The 23,308-nt window shown below is 46.5% G+C and carries 22 protein-coding genes; 12 read left to right on the forward strand and 10 right to left on the reverse strand.

Annotated features, from left to right (window positions below):
- The first annotated feature begins 26 nt into the window (after positions 1-26).
- Both AZI86_RS03950 and AZI86_RS03955 read left to right on the forward strand, forming a co-directional pair.
- Entirely contained in the window at positions 27-986 is a 960-nt protein-coding gene (locus AZI86_RS03950; protein ID WP_061833790.1) for a hypothetical protein, read from the forward strand.
- An 18-nt stretch (positions 987-1,004) separates the two neighbouring features.
- A complete protein-coding gene (locus AZI86_RS03955) occupies positions 1,005-1,892 on the forward strand; it encodes a S1 family peptidase (protein WP_061833791.1) in 888 nt (295 codons plus the stop codon).
- 3 nt (positions 1,893-1,895) lie between these two features.
- Here AZI86_RS03955 and AZI86_RS03960 read toward each other — a convergent pair whose 3' ends face one another.
- Complete coding sequence (locus tag AZI86_RS03960) at positions 1,896-2,192, reverse strand: DUF721 domain-containing protein (RefSeq protein ID WP_253715684.1); 297 nt, start codon at positions 2,190-2,192, stop codon at positions 1,896-1,898.
- A gap of 131 nt (positions 2,193-2,323) precedes the next feature.
- Between AZI86_RS03960 and trmFO the strand changes: the two genes are divergently transcribed.
- Both trmFO and AZI86_RS03970 read left to right on the forward strand, forming a co-directional pair.
- A complete protein-coding gene (gene trmFO / locus AZI86_RS03965) occupies positions 2,324-3,646 on the forward strand; it encodes a methylenetetrahydrofolate--tRNA-(uracil(54)-C(5))-methyltransferase (FADH(2)-oxidizing) TrmFO (RefSeq protein WP_061833793.1) in 1,323 nt (440 codons plus the stop codon).
- 137 nt (positions 3,647-3,783) lie between these two features.
- Complete coding sequence (locus AZI86_RS03970; protein WP_253715690.1) at positions 3,784-4,551, forward strand: S1 family serine peptidase; 768 nt, start codon at positions 3,784-3,786, stop codon at positions 4,549-4,551.
- Positions 4,552-4,599: 48 nt separating this feature from the next.
- Here AZI86_RS03970 and AZI86_RS03975 read toward each other — a convergent pair whose 3' ends face one another.
- Positions 4,600-5,421, reverse strand: a complete 822-nt coding sequence (locus AZI86_RS03975; protein WP_061833794.1) for a class I SAM-dependent methyltransferase — start codon at positions 5,419-5,421, stop codon at positions 4,600-4,602.
- 26 nt (positions 5,422-5,447) lie between these two features.
- Positions 5,448-6,059 (reverse strand): thymidine kinase, encoded by a 612-nt coding sequence (locus tag AZI86_RS03980; protein WP_301335740.1) that lies wholly within the window; start codon positions 6,057-6,059, stop codon positions 5,448-5,450.
- A 267-nt stretch (positions 6,060-6,326) separates the two neighbouring features.
- Between AZI86_RS03980 and mltF the strand changes: the two genes are divergently transcribed.
- Positions 6,327-7,682: a membrane-bound lytic murein transglycosylase MltF gene (gene mltF, locus AZI86_RS03985; RefSeq protein ID WP_253715693.1), complete on the forward strand. Its 1,356-nt coding sequence runs from the start codon at positions 6,327-6,329 to the stop codon at positions 7,680-7,682.
- Position 7,683: 1 nt separating this feature from the next.
- Here mltF and AZI86_RS03990 read toward each other — a convergent pair whose 3' ends face one another.
- From AZI86_RS03990 to glmU, 3 genes are all read right to left on the reverse strand, one after another.
- Complete coding sequence (locus tag AZI86_RS03990; protein WP_061833795.1) at positions 7,684-9,036, reverse strand: PAS domain-containing protein; 1,353 nt, start codon at positions 9,034-9,036, stop codon at positions 7,684-7,686.
- 197 nt (positions 9,037-9,233) lie between these two features.
- A complete protein-coding gene (gene glmS, locus AZI86_RS03995; RefSeq protein WP_061833796.1) occupies positions 9,234-11,120 on the reverse strand; it encodes a glutamine--fructose-6-phosphate transaminase (isomerizing) in 1,887 nt (628 codons plus the stop codon).
- Positions 11,121-11,128: 8 nt separating this feature from the next.
- Positions 11,129-12,523: a bifunctional UDP-N-acetylglucosamine diphosphorylase/glucosamine-1-phosphate N-acetyltransferase GlmU gene (glmU, locus tag AZI86_RS04000; protein WP_061833797.1), complete on the reverse strand. Its 1,395-nt coding sequence runs from the start codon at positions 12,521-12,523 to the stop codon at positions 11,129-11,131.
- A 57-nt stretch (positions 12,524-12,580) separates the two neighbouring features.
- On the opposite strand from glmU, the gene AZI86_RS04005 reads away from it, so the two are divergent.
- From AZI86_RS04005 to AZI86_RS04015, 3 genes are read left to right on the forward strand one after another with little or no spacing between them, the layout of a single operon-like run.
- Entirely contained in the window at positions 12,581-13,273 is a 693-nt protein-coding gene (locus AZI86_RS04005) for a M14 family murein peptide amidase A (RefSeq protein ID WP_061833798.1), read from the forward strand.
- The gene (locus AZI86_RS04010; protein ID WP_061833799.1) at positions 13,273-13,953 is read left to right on the forward strand and encodes an HAD family hydrolase; all 681 of its coding nucleotides are present in this window, start codon (positions 13,273-13,275) and stop codon (positions 13,951-13,953) included. The genes AZI86_RS04005 and AZI86_RS04010 overlap by 1 nt, the downstream gene beginning before the upstream one ends.
- Positions 13,941-15,812, forward strand: a complete 1,872-nt coding sequence (locus AZI86_RS04015) for a histidine kinase dimerization/phospho-acceptor domain-containing protein (RefSeq protein WP_061833800.1) — start codon at positions 13,941-13,943, stop codon at positions 15,810-15,812. Before AZI86_RS04010 ends, AZI86_RS04015 begins: the two co-directional genes overlap by 13 nt.
- Here AZI86_RS04015 and AZI86_RS04020 read toward each other — a convergent pair.
- Positions 15,750-16,400 (reverse strand): methyltransferase, encoded by a 651-nt coding sequence (locus AZI86_RS04020; RefSeq protein ID WP_061833801.1) that lies wholly within the window; start codon positions 16,398-16,400, stop codon positions 15,750-15,752. The two genes, AZI86_RS04015 and AZI86_RS04020, sit on opposite strands and share 63 nt — an antisense overlap.
- Before the next feature lie 282 nt (positions 16,401-16,682).
- Between AZI86_RS04020 and AZI86_RS04025 the strand changes: the two genes are divergently transcribed.
- A complete protein-coding gene (locus AZI86_RS04025; protein ID WP_061833802.1) occupies positions 16,683-18,086 on the forward strand; it encodes a sigma-54-dependent transcriptional regulator in 1,404 nt (467 codons plus the stop codon).
- 62 nt (positions 18,087-18,148) lie between these two features.
- On the opposite strand, the gene AZI86_RS04030 is transcribed toward AZI86_RS04025, so the two are convergent.
- Positions 18,149-18,922, reverse strand: a complete 774-nt coding sequence (locus AZI86_RS04030; RefSeq protein WP_081111778.1) for a metallophosphoesterase family protein — start codon at positions 18,920-18,922, stop codon at positions 18,149-18,151.
- A 9-nt stretch (positions 18,923-18,931) separates the two neighbouring features.
- Between AZI86_RS04030 and AZI86_RS04035 the strand changes: the two genes are divergently transcribed.
- Together AZI86_RS04035 and AZI86_RS04040 are read left to right on the forward strand one after the other, a co-directional pair.
- Positions 18,932-19,819 carry a lipid kinase gene (locus AZI86_RS04035; RefSeq protein ID WP_157684618.1) on the forward strand — a complete coding sequence of 296 codons (888 nt, stop codon included), beginning with the start codon at positions 18,932-18,934 and terminating at the stop codon, positions 19,817-19,819.
- Entirely contained in the window at positions 19,816-20,727 is a 912-nt protein-coding gene (locus AZI86_RS04040) for a diacylglycerol/lipid kinase family protein (RefSeq protein ID WP_061833805.1), read from the forward strand. The genes AZI86_RS04035 and AZI86_RS04040 overlap by 4 nt, the downstream gene beginning before the upstream one ends.
- Here the strand turns inward: AZI86_RS04040 and AZI86_RS04045 are convergent, their stop codons facing one another.
- Entirely contained in the window at positions 20,728-21,393 is a 666-nt protein-coding gene (locus tag AZI86_RS04045) for a DUF2959 family protein (protein ID WP_061833806.1), read from the reverse strand.
- A 173-nt stretch (positions 21,394-21,566) separates the two neighbouring features.
- Between AZI86_RS04045 and AZI86_RS04050 the strand changes: the two genes are divergently transcribed.
- Positions 21,567-22,355: a substrate-binding periplasmic protein gene (locus AZI86_RS04050; RefSeq protein ID WP_061833807.1), complete on the forward strand. Its 789-nt coding sequence runs from the start codon at positions 21,567-21,569 to the stop codon at positions 22,353-22,355.
- A gap of 2 nt (positions 22,356-22,357) precedes the next feature.
- Here the strand turns inward: AZI86_RS04050 and speB are convergent, their stop codons facing one another.
- Complete coding sequence (gene speB / locus AZI86_RS04055; protein ID WP_061833808.1) at positions 22,358-23,290, reverse strand: agmatinase; 933 nt, start codon at positions 23,288-23,290, stop codon at positions 22,358-22,360.
- Positions 23,291-23,308 lie beyond the last annotated feature (18 nt).

Below are 23,308 nucleotides of genomic sequence, written 5' to 3' on the forward strand. Positions count from 1 at the left end.
GAGACATTCACACTGCGAGGAATCCCATGAAATTTGCCAAAATATTTCTAACTACGGCCCTTCTGGCAGTTTCCTTTGCGGCGAAGGCTGAAATCGTGGCGGCCACCCCGGCCTGGTTTTTTCAAGATGTCAAAAGAGGAGCCTCGTGGTTACCCCAGTTAATTAAAGACGTGGGTTTAAATGAAGCCGTTCAGCAACGCTTTTACCAATTGCCGTCCGATGTGCAGTTGGCTTTAGATAAAGCGCGCATTCCCGCATGGATGATTGCTTTAATTCCCATCGATCCCGCAAAGCAAACCGAAATCCACAACCAGCTTCGCCACATGTTGAATTTGGCGGGAACGCCAGCAAGCAGCGCCATCGGACAGCGTGCAGAGCAGCTTTTGATATTTGCTGGCGCGGCCCAATTGCCTACACCCGGAGAAGAAAAAACCGGACGCAGCTTGGGACCTGAAGGCTGCACCGCCGCGATGTCAAAATATATCATCGCGCAATTAAGCGTAGAATTCCGGGAACAACTTGCAAACATGCCTTGGCGCTTGGGTGAGCTGCAGTCTTCGGTGGAAATGAAAAGCATCGCCATCAAGGCTTATAATTCCGGTGCTGCCTGGTTGACCGTTCAAGAAGTTCCTTTCGCGAATTTACAGAACTATCATGTGCCCCCCGGGAGTATCATGATTGCGCAAAAACCAGGTGGAACCCATGTTTTTGGCTGGAGCCGAGTCCCCCGTATTTGGGGATGGAACCCGACGGATAAAATCGCCATCGGCAACACGGGTCTGCCGCAATTTGGAGATCGCATGATCTTAGCCCAAGAAATCTTGGCCGACGATCCCACGGCCGCAATTAATTACGTCCACAATCCTCACGGCCCCATCAATGGACGCCAAGTTGTTTACCAGGGAAACAAACCCGTGCTTTCCGATCCGCGAACCAATGTTTACGCGGCTCAAGGCAGTAGCTTTATCATTATAAGTTTTCGTTAATTAAGAATGTAGGATGCGATGAAAAAAATATTTTTTGCCTCACTGTTTGTTTTAGCCGCTTGCCAAGAAGCTCCGCAAAACCACGAGCTAGGTTTCATCGACCCGGCGGTTTCTGCCGACATTATTCGCGGCAATCCGGTTCCGGCTCAAGACAAACTTGCACGCACTGTTTTTATGTTGGTGTCTACCGATAGCACCGCCACCTCCGATATGGATGGAGCCTCTATTTGCACCGCCTCCGCCTTGACATCTAAGATCGCCATTACGGCCGCCCACTGCGTTCAAGGCGGCCCCGATATGACTCATCGATTGCACGTTGTAGATGAAAAGGGCGTGACCACCACGAACAAAGTTTTAAAATTCAAACAACATGAAGAGTTCATTCCCGATGTAAATGCGTATCGCGCTTCTTTACCCAAAGAGGAACAAGACCTGCGCATCGAAAATCATGACATCGCCATTTTGCTTTTAGAAAATGAATTGCCAGCTTCCACCATCTATCCTCATTTGCCGGAATCGGACGAGTTTCTGGAGATCAACGGACCGTTCACAAAACTTTTAGCCGTGGGGTTTGGGCGCGTCACCGGAGAGGCCTTGCGTGACGGGAAGTCCGGAATTTTGCGCCAAGGTGAGGTCGAGGGAAAAGGTTATAATCCCGAGCGCATGACCTTTGAAATTGATCAGAGCGATGGCAAAAGCCAAGGCATTTGCACCGGTGATTCGGGAGGGCCTTCATTTTTAGAAACCTCCAAGGGACTGGTTCTTGTCGGGATCGCTTACGAAGTCGCTCCATATGTCTTTCCAGGAGATGAAAATCCAGATAGATGTCTTGGGACCGGTCACTACGTGAATGTGCAAAGCCAATTGAACTGGATTCTAAACACCAGCGAAGAACTTTTAAAATAGAGCTTAATCGTTGTCGTTTTCAGGAGCGATTTTTTGAATCATCTGACGGAATTCGTGTTGATCTGAAGTCGGAACTTCGCGGCGATCCAAGGTGAATTTGATATATTTTACAAAGTTTTTTTCAAACTTTTGATTGATGGTATCGCGGATGTGATTGCCCATGAAACTCATCTGCTGCATCCAGGTTGAGTTTCGCACCCACACATACAAAACACCTCTTTGAAACCCGACAGGTTCGGCATTTTTAGAGATGGTGGGACCCACAACCTCTTCCCATTTGGCCCATAATTTCCAACGCATAAATTGCTCGGACAATGGCGACTTGCCATTTTCGAAAAGACTCTGTAGTACTTCCGAACCGACTGAAAGTTTGCGTTTGGGTTTCTGGTTTGAATCCATGCGCTAAGGATTATCACAAAGGTTTGAAGTTGATGACTCATTTCTCTAAAAATCAAAAAATTACGGTGGTGGGCGCGGGTTTGGCCGGCTCTGAATGCGCCCTGCAGCTAGCTGATCTGGGCTATGAAGTCGTTCTTTTTGAGATGCGTGATAAAACCATGACGCCGGCCCACAAAACCGCAAAATTTGCCGAATTGGTTTGCTCTAATTCCTTTGGCAGCATGGGCGAACATTCCGCCCCAGGCCAGTTAAAATGGGAAGCACAAAAGTTGAATTCCCACATCTTGCAAGTGGCTTATGAAGCCCAAGTCCCTGCCGGTCAAGCCTTGGGTATGGACCGCGAGGTCTTTTCGGCATTAATCACCGAAAGAATTAAAAATCATCCGCGCATTGAAATCCGCAACGATGTGGTCAGCTCTTTGGATCAAATTCCTCGCCCCGCAGTGATCGCGACAGGCCCTTTGACTCATGATTCATTAGCCGAAAGCATGCGCCAGCACTTTGGTGATGAATTCCTTTATTTCTTTGATGCGATCGCGCCGATCATTGATGCCGACACCATCAACACCGACATCGCCTGGAAAGCCGATCGTTATGACAAAGGCACCGGCGACTATTACAACTGCCCGATGAACAAAGAGCAGTACAATGCCTTTATCGAAGAGATCCAAAAAGCGCGAAAAATTGAACCAAAAGATTTTGAAACCACCGATTTCTTTGAAGGCTGTATGCCCATTGAAGTGATGGTCGAGCGAGGTCCGCAAACCTTGCGCTTTGGTCCGATGAAACCCATTGGTTTAGATGACCCGCGCACCGGCCGTTATCCCTGGGCCGTCGTGCAATTACGCCAGGACAATAAAGAAGCCACGGCTTACAACATGGTCGGCTTTCAAACACGCATGGCTTATGGCGAACAAGTGCGCGTTTTTCGCATGATTCCGGGACTAGAAAATGCGGAGTTTCTAAAACTAGGCAGCATCCATCGCAATCTTTTTATCAATTCACCAAAACGATTGAATAAAGATCTTTCCAGCAAAAATGACCCCTGGCTTTTCTTTGCCGGCCAAATCACCGGTGTTGAAGGTTATTTTGAATCCACTTGCACAGGGCTTATGGTTTCACGTTTCTTAGATCAAAAATTAAAAGACAAGCCGTTCAGTCCTCCCCCGCGCGAAAGTGCTTTTGGTTCTCTTTTAGAGGCCATCACCGACCCAACACGGGCCGAACACTTCCAACCGACGAATATCAACTTCGCCCTTCTGCCGCCCCTTCCTGAAAAAGAACGCGACAAAGAAGTCCGGAAGAAAAAGCAAATTACAATCGCCCGCAGCGCGCTGGAGTCATGGGTCAACTAGACCTTTGGCACCACGGTGTCGACATGCACCTGGGCTAGTTCCTTAACTTAATGCAACCCAGTCTTTGCTCAACAACAAAAAACGTTCTGTAATTATATCTCGAACCATGAAGGACTCGTGGTCTATGAGGGGGATTTATGAACGTTATGAAGCATGCACTTGTCATCGGTCTAATGACTTTGACAGTTTCTGCATTTGCAAAATCAGGTCAGTTTGAACAAAAAATCGTCGGTGGCGTTGAGGCCTCTGTCGGTGAGTTTCCTTTTATCGTTTCATTGCAAAGTGGTTCCCACTTTTGCGGTGGCTCTTTGATTAGAAAAAATTGGGTGCTAACCGCAGCTCACTGTGTAAAGGGCGGAACTGTTCGTAAGATCTTAGTGGGTCTTCATGATCAAAAAAATTCTGCGAATGCCGAAGTCCTGACTCCGAAAACAATCATTGCGCACCCACTTTATAATACGCGCACGATGGAATACGACTATGCGTTGATCCAAACAAACGAAGACTCTTCTTATGAGCCCATCGCTTTGAACCCCACTGAAATCCAAATCGGTGCCGATGAAATCATGTCGACCGTCGCGGGCTGGGGAACATTAAAAGAAGGGGCCTACTCTTTGCCTCCAAAATTGCAAAAAGTGGACGTGCCACTTGTGACGGCTGACGAGTGTAACAAAGGTTACAAAGGCCAAATCAAAGACACTATGCTTTGCGCGGGTTACCCGCAAGGTGGCAAAGACTCTTGCCAAGGTGATAGCGGTGGTCCCCTTGTCGCTAACGACATCAACGGTCAACGTTACTTGATCGGAGTTGTGAGCTGGGGCCAAGGTTGTGCGCGTGCCAATTATTACGGTGTTTACGCAAAAGTAAACGCCGTTTATGACTGGATCAACACGACAGCACAGTAATTTTCATTTAAAAATGAAAGCAAAAAGGCGGTGTCACCACCGCCTTTTTTATTTGCGACAAGTGATCTGGCGCAGCCCAAAAGGGAATCCGATGGTGCCGTCGCTGTCGGTCATCGCACCTAGAACATGAAGAACTCTTTCTTCTAAAATTTCTTTTCCTGATTCAGACAACATATCCACTTCGTACGTCAGCATAAAAAAATCACGAAGATCGACGGGCTTTGCCCGGAAACTTAATTCCAGCTCTTTGACCTCAACTTCGGCAAACAGAGTTTCAAAAAAAGGCTTCACCAATTCGGCCGAACGAATGCGCGTATCCCCCACACCCGTTAAACGAGGCGCGCCTTCTTCACGCATAACCTGATGTAAGATATTGGTAAAGGTCTCCATGATCGGGGATCTCATGAAGCCGCCACCGATGATGGCCGAAAAGTATCCTTGTGGTTTTAACGTGCGATAAATTTCAGCTAAGACCGTGTCCGCCTCATTCATTAACATCAAAGCCAGGTGACAAAAAATAAAATCAAATTTTTCGTTTTCGAAGGGCAACGCTTGCGCCCGTCCTTCGAAAATAGAAATGGGCAATCCGGAGAGACGTTTTTTGGCAGCCTCAAGCTCTCCTTCGCTCATATCAATTCCGGATAGCATGAGGCCTGGAATATTTTGATTGTGCAAAATTTCAAGTAAGATGCCATCGCCACAAGCTAGATCCAAGACGGCGGCGGGTCCGGTATTTTTTAGCAAAGTTTCAGAAACACATTCATAGGAGGTGCGACCATCAGCCGCTTTTCCGTGAAGCCATGTAACCGAAGTACACCCCGGATTTTTCTTATGGAAGTTTTTTAAAAAGCTTTCCATATCTAACGCCATAGGTGTTCCTCCTTTATGGACACGAACTAAGTAGTGGCCTCTTCGCGTTTTAGTTTCCAATCCAATGTCGGACTGTCCACTTGCGGTTTGAAGTGATCACGGCAACGAGCTTCATACGCATCGTGAGTTCCGACGAGCACCTGCCCATCGCCGCCCGCCGTTCTTTGGGTGCGGCTGGCCGTGCCCCCACACACCACGCACACCGCGTGTTGCTTCGTCACACTTTCAGCGATCGCCATCAATGTCGGCATCGGCTCAAAAGGCTTTCCCTGCCAATCCGTATCAAGACCCGCGATGATCACACGCAGTCCACGATCGGCTAAGTCTTGAGCCACTTGCACCAGGTTTTGTTCAAAGAACTGACCTTCATCAATACCGACGACTTTTGTGCCCGGCTTTAAATGAGTCCAAATATCTTCTGCATCATGAATAGGTAATGAATCAATGGTGGTGAGGTCGTGAGAGGTCACCGCCATGTCGTTGTAGCGCTTATCAATAATAGGTTTAAAAACTTGGATTTGCAGGCGCGCGAATTCCGCGCGGCGCAGGCGACGAATCAACTCTTCGGTTTTTCCACTAAACATAGAACCAACAACAATCTCAATCCAACCGCGAGCATGAACGTGCGCAAAATCCACTGATGAACCCCTCTTTATATTTTGAAACCTTGAGACGATCTCGTTCCCGCGCCCCCGTGTCAAATGAAGGACGCCGCACCATTTGACGCCTATCTGTAACTCCCCCCAATAGCTGAACTATTTTCTATTGCGTGGTATCAATTCGAGGAAATACTACTGTTTTTTGCTCTTTTTGCTCTGAAAAAGACCGGAAATCCTTGCTAGGACGGCGTTCCATCGGATACCTAGGCCCCCTCTATGAGTCGAATTTTAAAGATACGACACAGCATGAATCGCCTGTTTTTGGTATTAGGCCTGGGTTTTACCACGGTCTCCATGAACGCCTGCGATTCTATATATTGGGATGAAAGCCACAGCGTCGCTGCGGTAAAGGCCCAGAAATCCGAGATCGTTGTGCTAACCGCACAAAGTCCTCTTATATATAGTAAGTTCAAACGCGGGGAAGCTTCGGGGATCGACCACGACCTTATTCAAAGCTTTGCCCAGCATTATGACCTTAAGGTCCGTTTTGTTGTGCTTCCGAACGAAGAGGCCGTTATTCAAGCCCTGGCCGCGGGCAAAGGCGACGTCGCCGCCGCTCGCTTACGCACCCCCGCTAACAAGAATTTGGGCTTCCTGAAGGGGCCGGCTTACGAAGAGTCTTATTTAAGTCTTTATTGTCATAAGAAATCTCAAGTGGGGCATCTCAAAGATCTGGCTGGTAAAACTTTGGTGATTTTAAATAAAGACAACCACTTAGATCTTTCACGGCGACTCAGTCAGCTCGCTCCGCAATTAACCATCAAGGTCGTTTCAGAAAAACGCACCCAAGACATGTTTAATCAAGTCGCTGAACGTAAAGCCGATTGCGTGATCGCCGAAAACGTCAGTGGCGACTTTTACAATCGCTATCATGCGGATATAGAAAAAGTGACTCAAGCAACGAAAGCTTTTTCTATCAGTTGGTTGGTAGCTCCAGATCAAAATGATTTATTACGATTGATGCAAGCTTGGTTTCAAAAGGCCTCGCGGGATGATGAAATCATGCGAGTGTCGGATCGTTACAAAGCTTACCTGGACCAGTTAGATCGCCGGGATATTGCAAAATTCTTTAAAATGATTCAGACCACTTTGCCTCAATATCAAGTGGCCTTCAAAAAGGCCGCACTTGATCACAACTTGCCATGGCAGTTGATCGCGTCCGTGGCTTATCAAGAGTCGCATTGGAATCCGGATGCTCGCAGCTTTACCGGCGTGCGTGGGTTGATGCAATTAACCACTGATACTGCTTTGCACATGGGTGTCGAAGATCGCACCGATCCTCTGCAAAGTATTGCCGGTGGTTCGAAGTATTTGCGCAAACTTTATAATCGCACGCCCAAAGGCCTTAACACCAAAGATCGCTTGGCTTTAACTTTAGCGGCTTACAATGTCGGTTCGGCACACTTGTTAGATGCCCAACGTTTGGCTGAAAAAATGGGAAAGAATCCAAACTCATGGAGACAGCTGCGTGAAGTACTTCCGTTACTGGCAGACCCTGAATACGCCGCCCAATTGCAATACGGCCCCGCCCGGGGGCACGAAACCGTCGAGTTTGTTGAGCGCGTAAAATCGTTTTACACTTTAATGGCTTCAGCTGGCTAAATCATCCCGCAACTTGATTGACCGCAGAGGCTTGATCAAAGATCGCGTCGACTCTTCCCGAAAGAGTCCGCATCGCCTCGGTCACAGCATGACAATCTAATTTCATCTGCTGCATTTCCTTGTGAGTTAAATGCGTTGCCGACTGCAAAAGATTAATAAACTTTTTCATCTCATCTAAATAGTGAATAAAGGTCTGACGAATTTCATTTTCGCGCGAAGACTCTACCGCCCCCATTTGACGAATGACTTCTAAACCCGTGGTCAGCTTACGGACATCCATCACTTTTTCAACGACATTAGAAAGATGTGTTTCTAATGATGCCATTTCTTCAGACAAGACGGAGGTGCCTTTGCGGAAAATTTTTGAAAAATGCTGACGGTTTTCAAGCATATCTTCAAACGCATGTTCAGACACATTCATCTTGGCAATAGATTCGCGAACGAAAAAATCCACCATCATCATTTGCGTATCTAAACCCACGGCACACACCGCGCTTTTTTCAACCCCCGCAGAAACAATATTTACAAAATCCAAAAGTGACGCCAAGTGACCTTGGATTTCTTCAGAGGTTTTAGAAAACTCTTTGGCCACAACGCCTAAGCTCGCTCCGGTTTCATGAAACTTCGCCGCGGAAATGGTCATATTTAACGAAATATATTTGAGCTTTTTAAAGGACTCTGACAGGTCCGTCATGGTCTTTACGAAAGACTGATTGCTTCCTTGAAAACCTTGGATTTTTTCAAAGCAGGATTTTAAGATCTCTGAAGACTGCCGACTTAAATTTGAGATATCCGCGGCAGCACCAGAAACTTTTGCGACATGGCCTTCAGCCTTTTTTCCTTCAAGCGCATTGAGTTCTGCGAAAGCCGCTTGAATCATAAAGTCTGTATAGCTTTTAAAACCCGCCGCTAACACCTCAGCATTAAGAAGATCGAGCGATGCAGAAAGTTCCGCCTCTTTTTCAAATTCTAAAACTTTGGCGTAAATAATTTTAGCGGCATCAAAGAAAGCTGATGACGGCTTCACGCGAATCGAAAGATAACCGCCTTCCATCGGAAAAGCGAAAGCAAAGACCCAATAATAGGTTCCATCCGCCGCGAGATTTTTAACGTAGGCCGCAATTGGATTACCGGACTGAATCATATTCCAGAAAAGCTTAAACACCGCTCGTGGCATGTCAGGATGGCGAATAATACTGTGAGGCGCCCCGATCATGGTTTCTTTTGAATAGCCACTGACACGAACAAACACGTCATTTCCGGAAAGAATAACGCCTCTTTCATTAGTCGTACTGAAAAAGAGCTCATCGAAATTAAAAATACTTTCTTTGATGAGTGCTTGCGGTTTTTTCATTATCACCACCCTTCCGAATTTAGGATAGCCCGGAGGGGTGGAATTGTCGCATGATCGTCGTCATACTCGACTCGCCCTAAATGATATTTTTGTGAATCATTTTAAGAAGATACGAATGATATTCGAGTTAAAAATAAAAAAGCCCGCAAATCAATTACGGGCTCATATATTTACTTTTATTTCTTACATATCCAAGACTATTCGACGGTGACCGACTTCGCTAAATTGCGGGGCTGGTCCACATCATAACCTAGATTGCTGGCTAAATGATAACTCATCAACTGCAGCGGAATCACAGTCAAGATGGCCGAGACCGTCCAATGCGCTTGAGGAATTGCTAAATAATATTCACTGATCGAACGCAGTTTTTCATTATCCCCGGTGCCAATAGAAATGACTTTTCCACCACGGGCACGAGCTTCTTCTAAATTGCTGATAGTCTTTTCGTACAAATGATCCGTCGGCGCCACCATCACGATCGCCATGCGCTCATCAATCAACGCTAAAGGACCATGCTTCATTTCGCCGGCGGCGTAACCTTCGGCGTGCATGTAAGCAAGTTCTTTGAGCTTCAAAGCTCCTTCCATCGCGATCGGATAGCTTGTGCCTCGACCCATGTAAAGAAAACCACGGAAAAGTTTTAGCTTCGAAGCGGCTTCTTCGAAATACTTATCATAAGCAAGGACACCTTCCATCTGACTTGGTACCGCCAATAAAGAACGCACGAGATCTTTTTCATTGGCTTCATTCATCACGCCACGAGAACGCCCCATTGCGATCGCTAGGCAGTTTAAAACGGCCATCGTGCTGGTGAAGGCTTTTGTTGAAGCCACGCCAATTTCGGGACCTGAGTTCATGTACAGGTGACCATGCGCTTCGCGATCAATCGTTGAGTTTCGCACATTACAAATACTCAAAGTGGTTGCACCCATTTCTTTCGCCATACGAATCGCCGCGAGCGTGTCCGCCGTTTCCCCAGATTGAGAAATTGTTAGAACCAAAGTTTTTGGCGGAATCACCGGATTGCGGTACCGGAACTCGCTGGCAATATCGACTTCCACCGGCACTTTTGCCAATTGTTCAATAAGGTATTTACCCACCATCCCGGCATAGTTACTAGTTCCACAAGCGATAATGAAGACACGCTCAATACCTTTAAAAACTTCTTGGGTTTTCGCCCAGTCCGTTTTGCTGTCGAGCTCTTCAAGTTTTTGAACAGGCTGTCCGCCGAAACCAATGTTTTTTAAAGCGACCGTGAAAGTTTCTGGGTTCACATGCGGTTCAATCGCAGCCGCCACGGCACGGGGCTGTTCATAGATTTCTTTCAGCATGTAATGGGCGTAGCCCTGCTTTTCCACCATCTCTGGATTCCAGTTAAGCTCGACAATCTTTTTTTGAATCGGGAATCCATTAGCCGAAAAGAACTGAACGTCAGAACCTTTGATAGAAGCGACTTCGCGATCTTCAAGGTACACGAATTTTTTAGTGTACTGAATCAAAGCTTGCACGTCGCTAGCAACGAAAACTTCTTTTTCGCCCAATCCGACAACCAATGGAGGACCATCTTTAAATGCAACCAGACGATCGGGTTCTTGCTCCCACATCACTAAGATTGAAAAGGCACCACGCAATTTATCAAGAGTGTTTTCTACGGCCTTGAAAAGATCTTTGGTTTGATCCACTTCATTTGCGATTAAATGTGCGACCAATTCAGAATCTGTGTCCGACGTAATGTCGGCGCCTTGGGCTAAAAGCTCTTCACGGATATCAAGATAGTTTTCGATAATGCCGTTGTGAACCAAATTAATCCCGCGCACTTGATGAGGATGGGCATTACGTTCTGAAGGTTTCCCGTGTGTGGCCCAGCGCGTGTGACCAATGCCGATATGACCATCAAACTTTTCATGTTGAAGCTTGTCTTCTAAAGCTTTCAATTTACCTTGCGCACGCACCCGTTTGGTTTTGCCCTGATCTAAAATGGCCACCCCGGCACTGTCATAACCACGGTATTCTAATTTTTTTAGACCACTGACAATAATGTCTTTAGGATTTTTAGGACCTAGGTAACCAACAATTCCACACATAAATTCACCTATTCTTTATTTTCAGGTTCTGATGCTTTAGCAACGTAGTTCTCTTTAACGAACTGCTTGCCTCGAGCCACGGCCAATGCTTTGGCGGGCACACTCTTGGTGATCGTTGAGCCCGAGCCAATCACCGCGTCGTCGCCGACTTCGATCGGAGCCACGAACTGCGTATCACTGCCCACAAAAACACGATTGCCAATCTTAGTTTTATATTTCTTTTTATCGGCTGCATAATTGCACGTAATAGTGCCACAACCGATGTTTACTTCTTCGCCAATTTCCGCATCACCCAAATAAGTCAAATGACCGGCTTTGGATTTTTTGCCGAATTTTACTTTCTTCATTTCCACAAAGTTACCGACATGCGCTTCTTCGCCAATCTCTGTGTCCGGGCGCAAACGCGCATAAGGACCGACCGAGGCCTTACTGTGCACGCGCGAGGACTCTAAATAACTCCCGCCACGCACTTGCACGCTGTCAGCAATCTCTGAATCAGAAATAAAAGCATTGGATTCAATCACACAGAAAGATCCAATTTTGCTGCGACCCCGAATAAAGACATTCGGGTAAATCACCGTGCCTGCGCCGATCTCCACGGACTCTTCCACATAGGTGGTTTTAGGATCGATCATCAAAACGCCGGATTCCATCAGCTGCAAAGCCTTACGTTGAAAAATCAAACGCGTGGCTTTTGCCAACTCCATTTGATCGTTTACACCCACCGCCACTTTTGGCGTGGATTTGATTGCTTGCACTTTGCATTTGTCTTGGATGCACAAGGAAATCAAATCGGTGATATAGAATTCTTTTTTGGCGTTGTTATTTTGGATCTTTGGAAGGTATTCCGCCAAAATAGAAGCTTTCGCAATGAAAATACCAGTATTAATTTCCGCAATTTTTAAAGTTTCCGCCGAAGCATCCTTGGCTTCCACGATGGCGACGATGTCGCCATGATGGCGCACGATACGCCCTAAATCTCCAGGTCTTTTGACGACCGCCGTGACCACGGCCAGATCATATTTTTCTTCGCGGAAGACCCGTACGAATTCTTTGATTTCGTGAGCTTCAATCAAAGGCACATCGCCATTCATGATAATAACGTCGCCTTCGATATTTTCTGGTTTAGCACACCGTACCGCGTGAGCTGTGCCGGCTTGTTCTTCTTGAACATAGCAAGACACTCCCATCGGCTCCACAACTTGGCGAACCAGATTCTGCCCGTGCCCCACGACAACGCGGACTTCCACCGCACCGGCCTTTTTAGAGGCTTGGATGACTTTTTCGATCATGGGACGTCCCGCCACGGGATGAAGAACCTTTGGCAATGGAGATTTCATGCGAGTGCCTTTACCCGCCGCCAAAGCGATCACCGTCAATTTTTCTGAAGCATTTGCTGCCATTTAGGATCTTCCTTTTAAAAGCTTTTCTTCTCTGAAAAAAACAGGTTCAATTGTCTCATGCAAGGAAAAATTTTTCACCAAACTTCTTGGGCTACGACGGAACGAGGCACGCCGCTGGAGCTGTATAAAAAAACACACAGTTCTGCATCACTCTCTGAGCGCCCGATTTTGTTTATTGGTGGGGTTCACGGTGATGAACCGGAAGGTGTGCGTCTAGCCGAAGAGTTGCTTGCATGGTTGCAACATGAAGAAAGTCAGAATTCTGAAAAGATACGCCCTTGGATCCTTATTCCCTGCCTGAATCCCGACGGATATTCTAAAAATCAGCGCACCAACGCTGCTGGCGTCGATCTGAATCGCAATTTTCCCTCGAAAGATTGGAGTTCTGAAGCCAAAGCTCCACGTTATAATCCTGGCCCTTCGCCTGGAAGTGAGAAGGAAGTCCAAGCTCTAGTGAAACTCATTGAGGACGAAAAGCCACAACTCATAGTACACTTTCACTCATGGGAGCCTTGCGTTGTATATACTGGCGCCCCTGGAAAACCGGCCGCTGAAATCTTAGCCTCGGGTACCACCTATGAATGCCGCGAGGATATTGGATATCCGACTCCGGGGTCCTTGGGTCAATTCGGATGGATGGAGCATCAGATCCCCGTCATCTGCATTGAAGAACAAGAACACATGGCACTGGACAAAGTGTGGCCGCATTTCCAAAAAGGACTTACGACTTTGCTCATGGGAAAATCTTAATGCACGTTCGCTCTATTGCCTTTGATCTTGATGATACTTTGCTAGATACCTCGGCAATTTTAATTCCGTCGGCGGCAAAACGCGCGTGTGAGGCCATGCTCAGCGCAGGCTTGCACTGCCAATTGGGGGAATGCCTGCAAATGCGCCAAGAGCTTTCGGTTCTCAATTCCCACACCGAAATCTTTTCTAGCATCATCAAACGTTTTGGGGCCACCCATCCCGAAAAAGCCATGCAAGGGGCCATCGAAGCCTTTTATAATCCTTTCGTGCCGGCACACTTGCCTCTTTTATCCGGAGCTTTAGAAAATCTGGAGCGCTTAAAAAAGAACTATAACTTGTACCTCGTAACGATGGGATCGCTAGAAGGGCAAAAAAAGAAAATTGCCGCTTTAGATATCGAAAAGCATTTTAAAAAAATATTTATAGTCGACAGTCTTTCGGGAAATCGCAAAGAATCGGCCTTTAAAGAAATTCTGAACGAAGAAGGCCATGCTCCCGAAGAGTTGCTGAGCGTCGGCAACCGCCTGACCAGCGAAATTCGCGACGGCAAAAAAGTGGGCGCAAAAACTTGTTACTTTGCTTACGGGGAACACGTCGGTGAAAAAGCCCAACAACCCGAAGACCATCCTGATTACACCATCTATCACCATCGAGAGCTGATTCCTCAATGCGGACTTTAAAAGCCAGCTTTCTATTGATTGGATCCTGGGATGCGCGCCTGCAAGAGCACGGGGCTCATATCGCCACAGATTTAAATCAGGCTTGGCATTGGATTCAAGATTCTAGTTACGATGTGATCGCTCTTTCCGTGACGTTGATTTTGGGAAAACGCTTTCATGAGTTTTATGAAGAGATCAAACGCACCTCCCCAGCCACTCAGTTCATCGCGGTGGTGCCCGAAGACTTTTCGCCGAACCAACTGGCTTTCCTGCATCAAGATTATTCGTTCTTGCGGGTGGTCTCAAGTTTTCAAGAAAGTGATTTAGAATCTCATCTTTTTGCCGCACTAGAAGAAGCCAATCAACGCAAACAAGATGAAAACTTGGCTCTCTTGATCCGTGAACAGACCGCCCAATTAAAGCGCTTGCAAATCGAACTTGAAGAACGGGTGCAAAAAAGAACTCGTTTCTTAACGGAAGCTCGTCGCAAATTGTATATGACCAACTCCCGGATTGAAGGATTTAAGCGGGCGCTGATGGCCGTGCATGAAGCCAGCTCGGTGGTAGAAATTGAACAGCTTTTAAACGAAGCGATGGCCAGCTCGGTGCAAACTTCTTGGATTCGTCTGTTCTATGCTCCTCAAGATGATTTGTTCGCACAGCAGGTGGAAGAACAATTAGGTTTTACCCAATTGCAAGTTCCGCTGTTTCGCTATCATGAAAAAATCGGCTCCATCTTTTTCTTGCGACCGCCCGAACACCCTTTCAACCGCGAAGAAAGTGATTTTTTAAATCGCGTGGCCGAAGCCGTGGCTTTAGCCCTCGACCGCATTCAAAAATTACGTGAGTCGGAATCTTTAAAAGAACAGTGGGAAGCGACATTTAATTCCATGTCCGATCCCGTGGTTTTGATTGATACAAATTATGATATCATTCAGTCCAATAAGGCCTTGCAAGAACGTTTGACCGAGCAAGGGCGCGAACAGAATTCACGCAAATGTTATCAAGTTCTTTTTAATCGTGAAGAGCCGTGCCCTGGTTGCCAACGCGGGCATAACTTCCGCACCCAATCTAAAGGCGCACGATATTTTGATGTCTTTAGCCAAAGCCTTGTCTTAGATCCCGATCAACCGCCCGTGTTCGTAAATCTTTATCACGACATCACTCATCAGCTAAAAATGGAAAAGCAGATTCTGGAATCTGCAAAGATGGCAGAGCTGGGCACAATTGGATCCAGCATCGCCCATGAGTTGAACAATCCATTAGGTGGTATTTTATCATTCACTCAGTTGATTAAGATGGATATGAAGCCGGATCATCCCCTTTATCCCGACGTGGTTGAAATGGAAGCCGGCGTGCAACGCTGTAAAGAGATCGTGCAAAATCTTTTGGGGTTCACACGCTCTCCGAGTGCTGATGACAATGGTGTGGTCTCGCTAAAGGATGTCAGCTTGCGCGCCTTAAAGATTGTAGAGCTGCAAACAAAATCTCAAGGCATTGAAGTGAAACTGCACTTCCCGGCTCAAGACATCACCACGCGCGGGAACCAAAATCTTTTGGCCCAAGGACTTAAAAACGTCTTTCAAAATGCCATTGATCACTTAAGCGATCGCATTCGTCATGAAAAAGGTTTCCATGCGGTTTTAGATTTAGAAATTGCCAGCACTCCTCAAGGACCCGAAATCCGAGTCATAGATAATGGAACTTTAGAAAAAAATCCCGGCTTACCTATTGGTTTAGGTCTTTCTGTGGCCGCGCAAATTTTCCGGGATCATGAAGCACAATTGCACATCACCACGAATTCAGAAAATAAAAACTCAGCGCGCATTACGTTTGAACAGCATGAAGCTGGTGCCGCGAATGTCACCCAGCCGAACTAAACGGCCCTTATCAGCCAGAATTTTTTGGGCCTCTTCTTGCGCATCAAATCCGTGATCTTCAAGATCGCGCAATAAAAAGAACGCTTGTCCGTGATCCATAAGCGAATCGCAGATCGACTCTAAAAGAGTTTTAAAATCTGAATCGATAAAAAATCGGCAGCGGTTTTTAAATTCCGAAGGCGACATCTTGCCTTGCCCGATACGAAAATACGGAGGATTGCTTAAAATAAGGTCATACTTAGGTTCCTGATTTTTTAAATCCGCATAACTGCCTAAGGCAAATCGCGCGGTGACGTCTTTAAGATCCGCCCGTTTTAAATTTTCCGCGAAGTGCGGAAGATAGACATCTTGAACTTCTAAGAAATCAAAGCTTTCTATAATTTTGATATCTTCGCTTTGGCAGTGAAAAAGAAAATCCAGTCCCACCACGCCACAGCCGGCGCATAAGTCTAAAGCTTGTTTACCGGCAAATCCTTGCTGATGAAGGATTTCAAACGCTCGCCTAGCCAAAAAGACCGAATCATGACTGAAATGATATTCTTCAGGCTGAGAGTACTGAAAGGTGAAATGCGGATTGAGCGATGACATCGTTTAAAACCATAATATCAGCCCTCGGCGGTTGTCCAGAATTCAAGCAAAACCGATTCACCTTTTTAGAGATTTTATTCACATTCAGCCCGACCCTAGACTGGCTAACTAGAATCTGTGGGTAAACTTTACCTACTCCGGCAGCGCCGGAGTGAAAGACAGTCCAGTTTTGTGGTCCTGAAACCCTTTGCTGGCGCGGATTTTTTGACAGTCCCGTCAAAATCCCTCATCCTGAATTTGTTAGTTCTGTTCACTCAAGAACCCACCATGGAAGGAAGGTTCATGCGTAGCCAACGCGTTCTTATATTAGACGACGAATCCTCATTACGAACAGCCTTGTTCAGAGTATTAGACCGAAAAGGGTTGAACGTCATTACGGCCAATAAGATCGAAGAAGCCAAAGTTTTATGCCAAGGGGATACGCAAGTAGATCTTGCGATCGTCGACTTAAATCTTCCGGACGGAGATGGCATCGAATTCATGGGCTATCTTAAAAATCTTTTTCCGGCAACCGAAGTCATTATCTTAACGGGTCACGCGACAATTGAATCAGCTATTCGGGCCACACAAAAAGGGGCCTTCCATTTTGTGACGAAGCCCTTCAACCTCGAAGAGCTTATGAGTCTTATTGAAAAAGCTCTTACCCATAAAAAGCTCCAACAAGAAAATCAGCAGCTTCGTTCTGAACTGAATAAGAAATATAAATTCGACCAAATCATCGGCAACAGTGAGCAGATCCAAGGCGTTTTACGTTTGATTGAACGCGTGGCCGATTCAGACTCTACGGTGTTAGTGACCGGCGAATCGGGAACTGGTAAAGAGCTTATCGCCCGCGCAATTCACTACAACTCTCCACGCGCGCAAGGTCCTTTTATTCCGATCAATTGCGGAGCGATTCCTTCAGAGCTTTTAGAAAGTGAACTTTTTGGTCACGTGAAAGGTGCCTTCACCGGCGCGATAGCCAACCGCGTGGGCCGTTTTGAAATGGCTGACGGCGGTACTATCTTTTTGGATGAAATCGGCGACCTTGAACCGTCTTTACAGGTAAAACTTTTGCGCGCCTTGCAAGAACGCAGTTTTGAGCCCGTCGGCTCAACCAAAACTGTGACGGTGAATGCTCGAGTGATTGCAGCAACCAATCTAAATCTTGATGAAGCTGTCGAAAATGGCCGGTTTCGCGAAGATCTTTACTATCGCTTGAACGTCATTCCAATCACGGTGCCCGCATTGCGTGAAAGAAAAGCTGACATTCCGCTTTTACTAAATCACTTCATGGATATTTTTAGTAAAAACAAAGGGCGTGGTCTTAATGGGATCACTCCTGATGCTTTGGACTGTCTAGTCAACTATCCATGGCCAGGAAATATTCGTGAGCTTGAAAACCTAGTTGAGCGCATGACAATTTTAAAAGGTCACGGACAGATCGATAATTCAGATCTGCCTGTGAAATACAAATCCAGCAAAGCGGCTACCGCGGATGTGGGGGGCCTAGAAATCCCGGATGCGGGAATGGATTTCAATTCGGCCGTGGATGCCTATGAAAATGCTTTGATTTTGAAAGCCTTAGAAAAGACCGGCTGGAATCGTAATCAAGCCGCCGCTTTATTAAGACTGAATCGCACCACACTGGTGGAGAAGATTAAGAAAAAAGGCCTTAATCCGCCGAACGAAGTCAATCCTAGCTAATTTTTAGTTCCTCCACCCCACTTAAAACCGTTTCCCAAGAACGATGGCTAGTGGGGTTTTTATTAAGCCCAGGAGACCGCTCGAGTCGCCTGAGGGTCTTTGATGATGAACCCTTCTTCTTCTAAAAAATAAGTTTCTACGCGAACATTGCTATCCGCGATTTCAAGAATGTGAAAGCTGTTAACCTCACCACGCAAACGATCGCTGGTCGCACTGCCGGCAGAGATGTGCAAAATTTTATGCCCCTCCGTCTCTACCAACTCAATCCAGTTTAAATGGGAATGCCCGCTGACGATAATATGAGGTTTTAGATTTAGAACTTCTTGGGCTAAATGCCGTGGCCGAATGCGACTGAGCATCTTCGGCTGAAACACCGGATGGTGACACGCAATCATGCGCAAGGCTTTAGGATCAGCCGCTTCGAAAGCTTTTTTTGCGCGAAGAATATCTTTTTCTAAGATACGCCCCTCGACGGTGCGGTATTTATGGGCGGTTCTAAAACCCACGATCACGGTTTCAGCAGATTCAAACGTATCCACCGCCAACTCACGGATATATTTATTATAATTTTTTAATGGCCGCAGCAATCGCACCCAAAAGTTATAAAGTGGAATATCATGATTTCCAGGAATCGTAAGCAAAGGAACCGGAAGTTTCTTGATAAACTCGGCCGCTTCCTGATATTGCGATGAACGGGCTCGTTGAGTCCAATCCCCTGTCATAACGATGAGATCTAGTTTCTCTTCGTTAGCTTTAAGGAAGTTTTCCAAAGAAGCAATCGCGGGAGGATGAATGCGACCGAAGTGGAGATCTGATATGTGCAACACTCTCTTCATAGAATGGTTATGAAAAAAATAATAATGTTCGTCAATCCAAAGTCTCGCCAGGGCGAGGCTTTCATCGAAGAAATCAAAATCTGGCTGAATGACAACGGATTTACTTTGTTAAATCCCACATTTGATCCTCAGAAAGAAAAGATTGAAGACGTCATAAGACGTCATGCCGCCGAAAAACCCATTGTCATGGTCGGTGGCGGCGATGGCACGGTTAACGAAGCCCTGCCAGCATTATTAGAAACAAATCTGCCTTTGGCGGTGATTCCTCTGGGGACGGCCAACAACCTTGCGCGCACGCTCAACTTACCCACGGATCCCAAAGAGGCGCTGAGTATCCTGAAAGACGGCCATGAACAGCTTGTTGATGTCGGAGTTGCGAATGACATTCCCTTCATGAATGTCATCGGTTTGGGGCTTAGCACACAGATCAATAAAACAACGCCTAAAAATTTAAAAAGATGGCTGGGTGTGTTCGCTTTTATCATCACCGCGTTTAAAGTCGTTCACCGCATGACGCCGTTTAAAATCGAAGTCGCTCATGATCAAAAAACCCACAAGGCTTATACATGGCAAATCACGATTTGTAATGGTCGCAATTACGGAAATGGTTTGGTCATCCATCAAGATGCAAGTCTTAAAGACGGTCTATTGCACGGTCTAAGTACCGAAGTGAAAAAATGGTGGCACGCTTTCATCCTTATTCCCTCACTTTTAACCGGCCGTTATCGTCCGAAAGATGATGTGACAATCTTAGCTGGAAAAAAAATGGTTCTTAAAACCCGTCGCCCCATGTCCGTGGATATCGACGGTGATGTGAAAACAAAAACCCCGGTCACCGTCATAGTTCAAGAAAGAGCTTTGCGAGTGCTTGTGCCCCCAACTCCGGTCGAAGTATGAGTCTTCATTTTAATCCTATCCTGCATTTTGTTTTTAACCCTAAGTCAGGCCACGGCAAGGGTGCGGATATTTTTAAAAAAGCTCAAAGTCTTTGCGCCGAAATGGGATGGACTCTCCAATCCCACGAAATCAAAGACCCCAGTGAAATTGAAACGGTGATGAAATCCGCAGCCGATGCCTGTTTTAAAGATCAAGGCACCCTTGCCGCCTCTGGTGGTGACGGCACCTTAAGAGCCGCCGTGCAAGCCATCGAGGGCCGAGACATCCGCTTTGCCGCCATTCCCGGAGGCACTTTTAATTTATTTGCGCGCACTCACCAAATTCCTGAAGACACGGATGACGCCTTGAAATTGATTTTCCAAGGATCTCAGCAAAGAATCCGCGTTGGAAAAATCAATGATCACGTCTTTTTGATCAACGCGAATTTAGGACTTTACGCCAAAGCCATTTACTCTCGCAAAGCCCACACACGCCGATGGGGACGGCATCGTATCGTGGCGATCTTAGCGACCGTGGGTACTTTGCTTAAAGGCCACACCAACATGCAGGTGCGGATCAAGACGGCCGATCAGCAGATGACTTTAAAAACACCCATGATTTTTATTGGCAACAACGCCCTTCAACTTGAACAAATGTCCTTGGGAGTGGCTAAAGGAATGCGTCGTGATGATTCGTTGGCATTATTTACGATGAAGCCCCATAAGGCCTGGGACATGATGCGCATCCTTTTTAGAGGCATGGCAAAGACCCTAGATCAAGATCCTTCGCTTGAAAGTTTCAATATTGATGAAGCCACCATTGAAATAAAAAAGAAAAAAGCCTTGGTTTCACTCGATGGAGAAATGTTTTTGCTGAACGCGCCCTTAGAGGTGCGCGCTAAGCCCGAACATGTGCTCCTAGTGAAATGATCAATCAATCGTTTTAGCAAAACTTTCTGCTTGGGCGATGGAATCGTTCATATTCTTAATTAGCGCCGCAATGTCGTTCTGAATTTTATCAGATTCGACCTTCAAGCCCGCAATCGCTTTCGCGTTCAGATTGTGTTTCATATATAAAACATGATCTTTTAATTTCTGTAAAACCGGATCCATGCTTTTTTCTGATTTCTTTAAAGAAGCATGAAACTGATTGTAGTGCTGGCGTGTGGCGCGCAGGTTTTCAGAACTTTTGCGTCGCAAGTCGGCGGCGGAAATTTGCTGGATTTCACCTTCCCATTCTTTGAATAAATCTTCGGCCGTGGTTTCTAATGTTTTCACCCGCTCATGCACGGAAGCGACTTCTTTTTGAGCATCTTCATAAGAAGAGTTGAGGGATTTGTATTGGCGCTCCAAATTACCACCATCAAAAGCATAGATCTTTTGCAATTTTTCGAGAGCGTCTTTAAAGGCTTCGCTGGTGTCTTCTTGGCTGGATTGAACTTTTTTAACTTCTTTTTTAAAGAGATCTCTTTTTTCGACCCCAACCATTTCATACGCAGAGTATTTCGCCTCTTTTTTTGCTTTATCAATCATGCTCTGACAACCCATCAAAGCCAGGCTCCCTGCTGCAAAGGCACATAATGCCAACTTCTTCATAGAGTCCTCCTTTTAAGAACGCGTGGACAAGTGTACAACGAACTAAAGCCGAAGAACAGTCAGATCTAGATTACGTTATGGTTACAAGTGATTCATCAAATTGATCTTCGCACAGGGCCATGATTTAACGGTCAGCGCCTAAGGTACACTAGTACGTAGAGACACGAGGGCCCATGAAAACATTTTTCAGAGTGGTGCTGGGACTTGTCCCGCAGCTCTTCATAATTCAGTCTTATGCAACGGAATGCACAAAGCTTGTGGCTTACGGCAATCCTGAGTACCCACCTTACTTGTGGCGTTCTGGAAAAAATCCGGATTCATTAGTCGGTGCCAACGTTGCTTATCTCAATGAAATCGATAACGAAATTAAAACTTCCATCAAAGTGCGATACGGAGGAACCTGGGCTCGCGTTCAAGAAGAAGCGCGTTATGGGCGTGTAGATCTGATCGCCGGTGCATTCGCCACGGAGGAACGAAAGAAGTTTCTTTATTATTTAGAACCCGCCATCGCCAATACCCGCACCTTGATTTGGGTGGATGAAAAAGATCCTCTTCACTATACGAAGTGGTCTGACCTTCAAGGCCTGCGCGGCATCACCGTGATAAACAACAGCTTCGGGCAGAAATTCGATGCCTATGCAAAGTCGCATTTAAAAATTAGCACCGTAGCAAGCCTGCGCCAGGCCTTTGAGATGTTACGCAAAGGACGCGTGCGATTTCTTATTTACGAAGAATGGCCCGCGCGTGCCTTTGTGCAAAGGTATCGCATCACGGGGGTTAAATCTTTAGAACCCGCCATTGCCGAAGAGCCTTTGTATCTGGTGATGGCCAAGAAATCCCCTTGCGCCACAGCTGAAATGCGAGAGCGCTTAGTGAGCGCCCACCAAAAAGTCATGAAGAAAAATCCCATGCCAAATTTACTCAAAGAAAATGCGGAGCTTTGGGATCAGAACGCGAATTAAATCTATTTGGTTTTAAAAAGATGCAACATCTCAAAAAGCGCATCCAAACCCGCCAGCGCTGTGATGTCACTTTGATCAAAAGGTGGCGAAATTTCCACGACGTCTCCCCCGACCAAATGAGGAATTTTGAGCGCCCGGAAAATGCGTTGCACTTCATAAGTTGTTAGTCCACCAGGTACGGGAGTTCCCGTGCCGGGGGCACAGCTGGGATCTAAATTATCGATGTCATAGCTAATGTAAGTAGGAGTTTCATCAAAAGTAGGTAGCGTCTTTAAAAAATCATTCAGCGGCACATCTCGCACGTCATCGACCGTGATCACGCGAATGCCATGCTTGCGCACGAAATCCAAATCATCGCCCCCTGCCAAAGGTCCGCGAATACCGATCTGAACCATTTTCTTTGGGTCGACCAAACCTTCTTCCACGGCATGCCTCGCAAAGGCGCCATGGTGATATTCTTGCCCCCAAGCTGCTGGATAAGTGTCTAAGTGCGCATCAAAATGAATGAACGCCAACGGCTTGCCATATTTTTTCCTTAACGCACGCAAGACCGGAAGAGTGGTTGAATGATCCCCCCCCACGGACAGAAATCTTTTGTTATGACTTAAAACTTCGCCCACGAATTTTTCAATGCGCTCGTAAGTTTGCGCCATATCAATCGGCACTGTCGGGCAATCGCCGATATCTGCCACTTTTAATTTTTCAAAGAAATTTTCCTGACGAGTCATGTGAAAACCGCGACCTAAGCTCGACACTTCGCGCACTTTGGCCGGGGCAAAGCGAGCCCCGGGACGATAAGAAACCCCGCCGTCAAAAGGAATTCCAAAGATTCCCACCTCATAGTCTGCGTCAATCGCCACATAGGGCAATCTGAAGAAGGTTTTAATTGCAGAAAAACGGGGGAATTCGCGACCGCTCAGTGGTTTATATTCCATTATTGACTCCTGAATTAT

The sequence above is a fragment of the Bdellovibrio bacteriovorus genome (genome assembly GCF_001592735.1).
GTDB lineage: Bacteria > Bdellovibrionota > Bdellovibrionia > Bdellovibrionales > Bdellovibrionaceae > Bdellovibrio > Bdellovibrio bacteriovorus_D.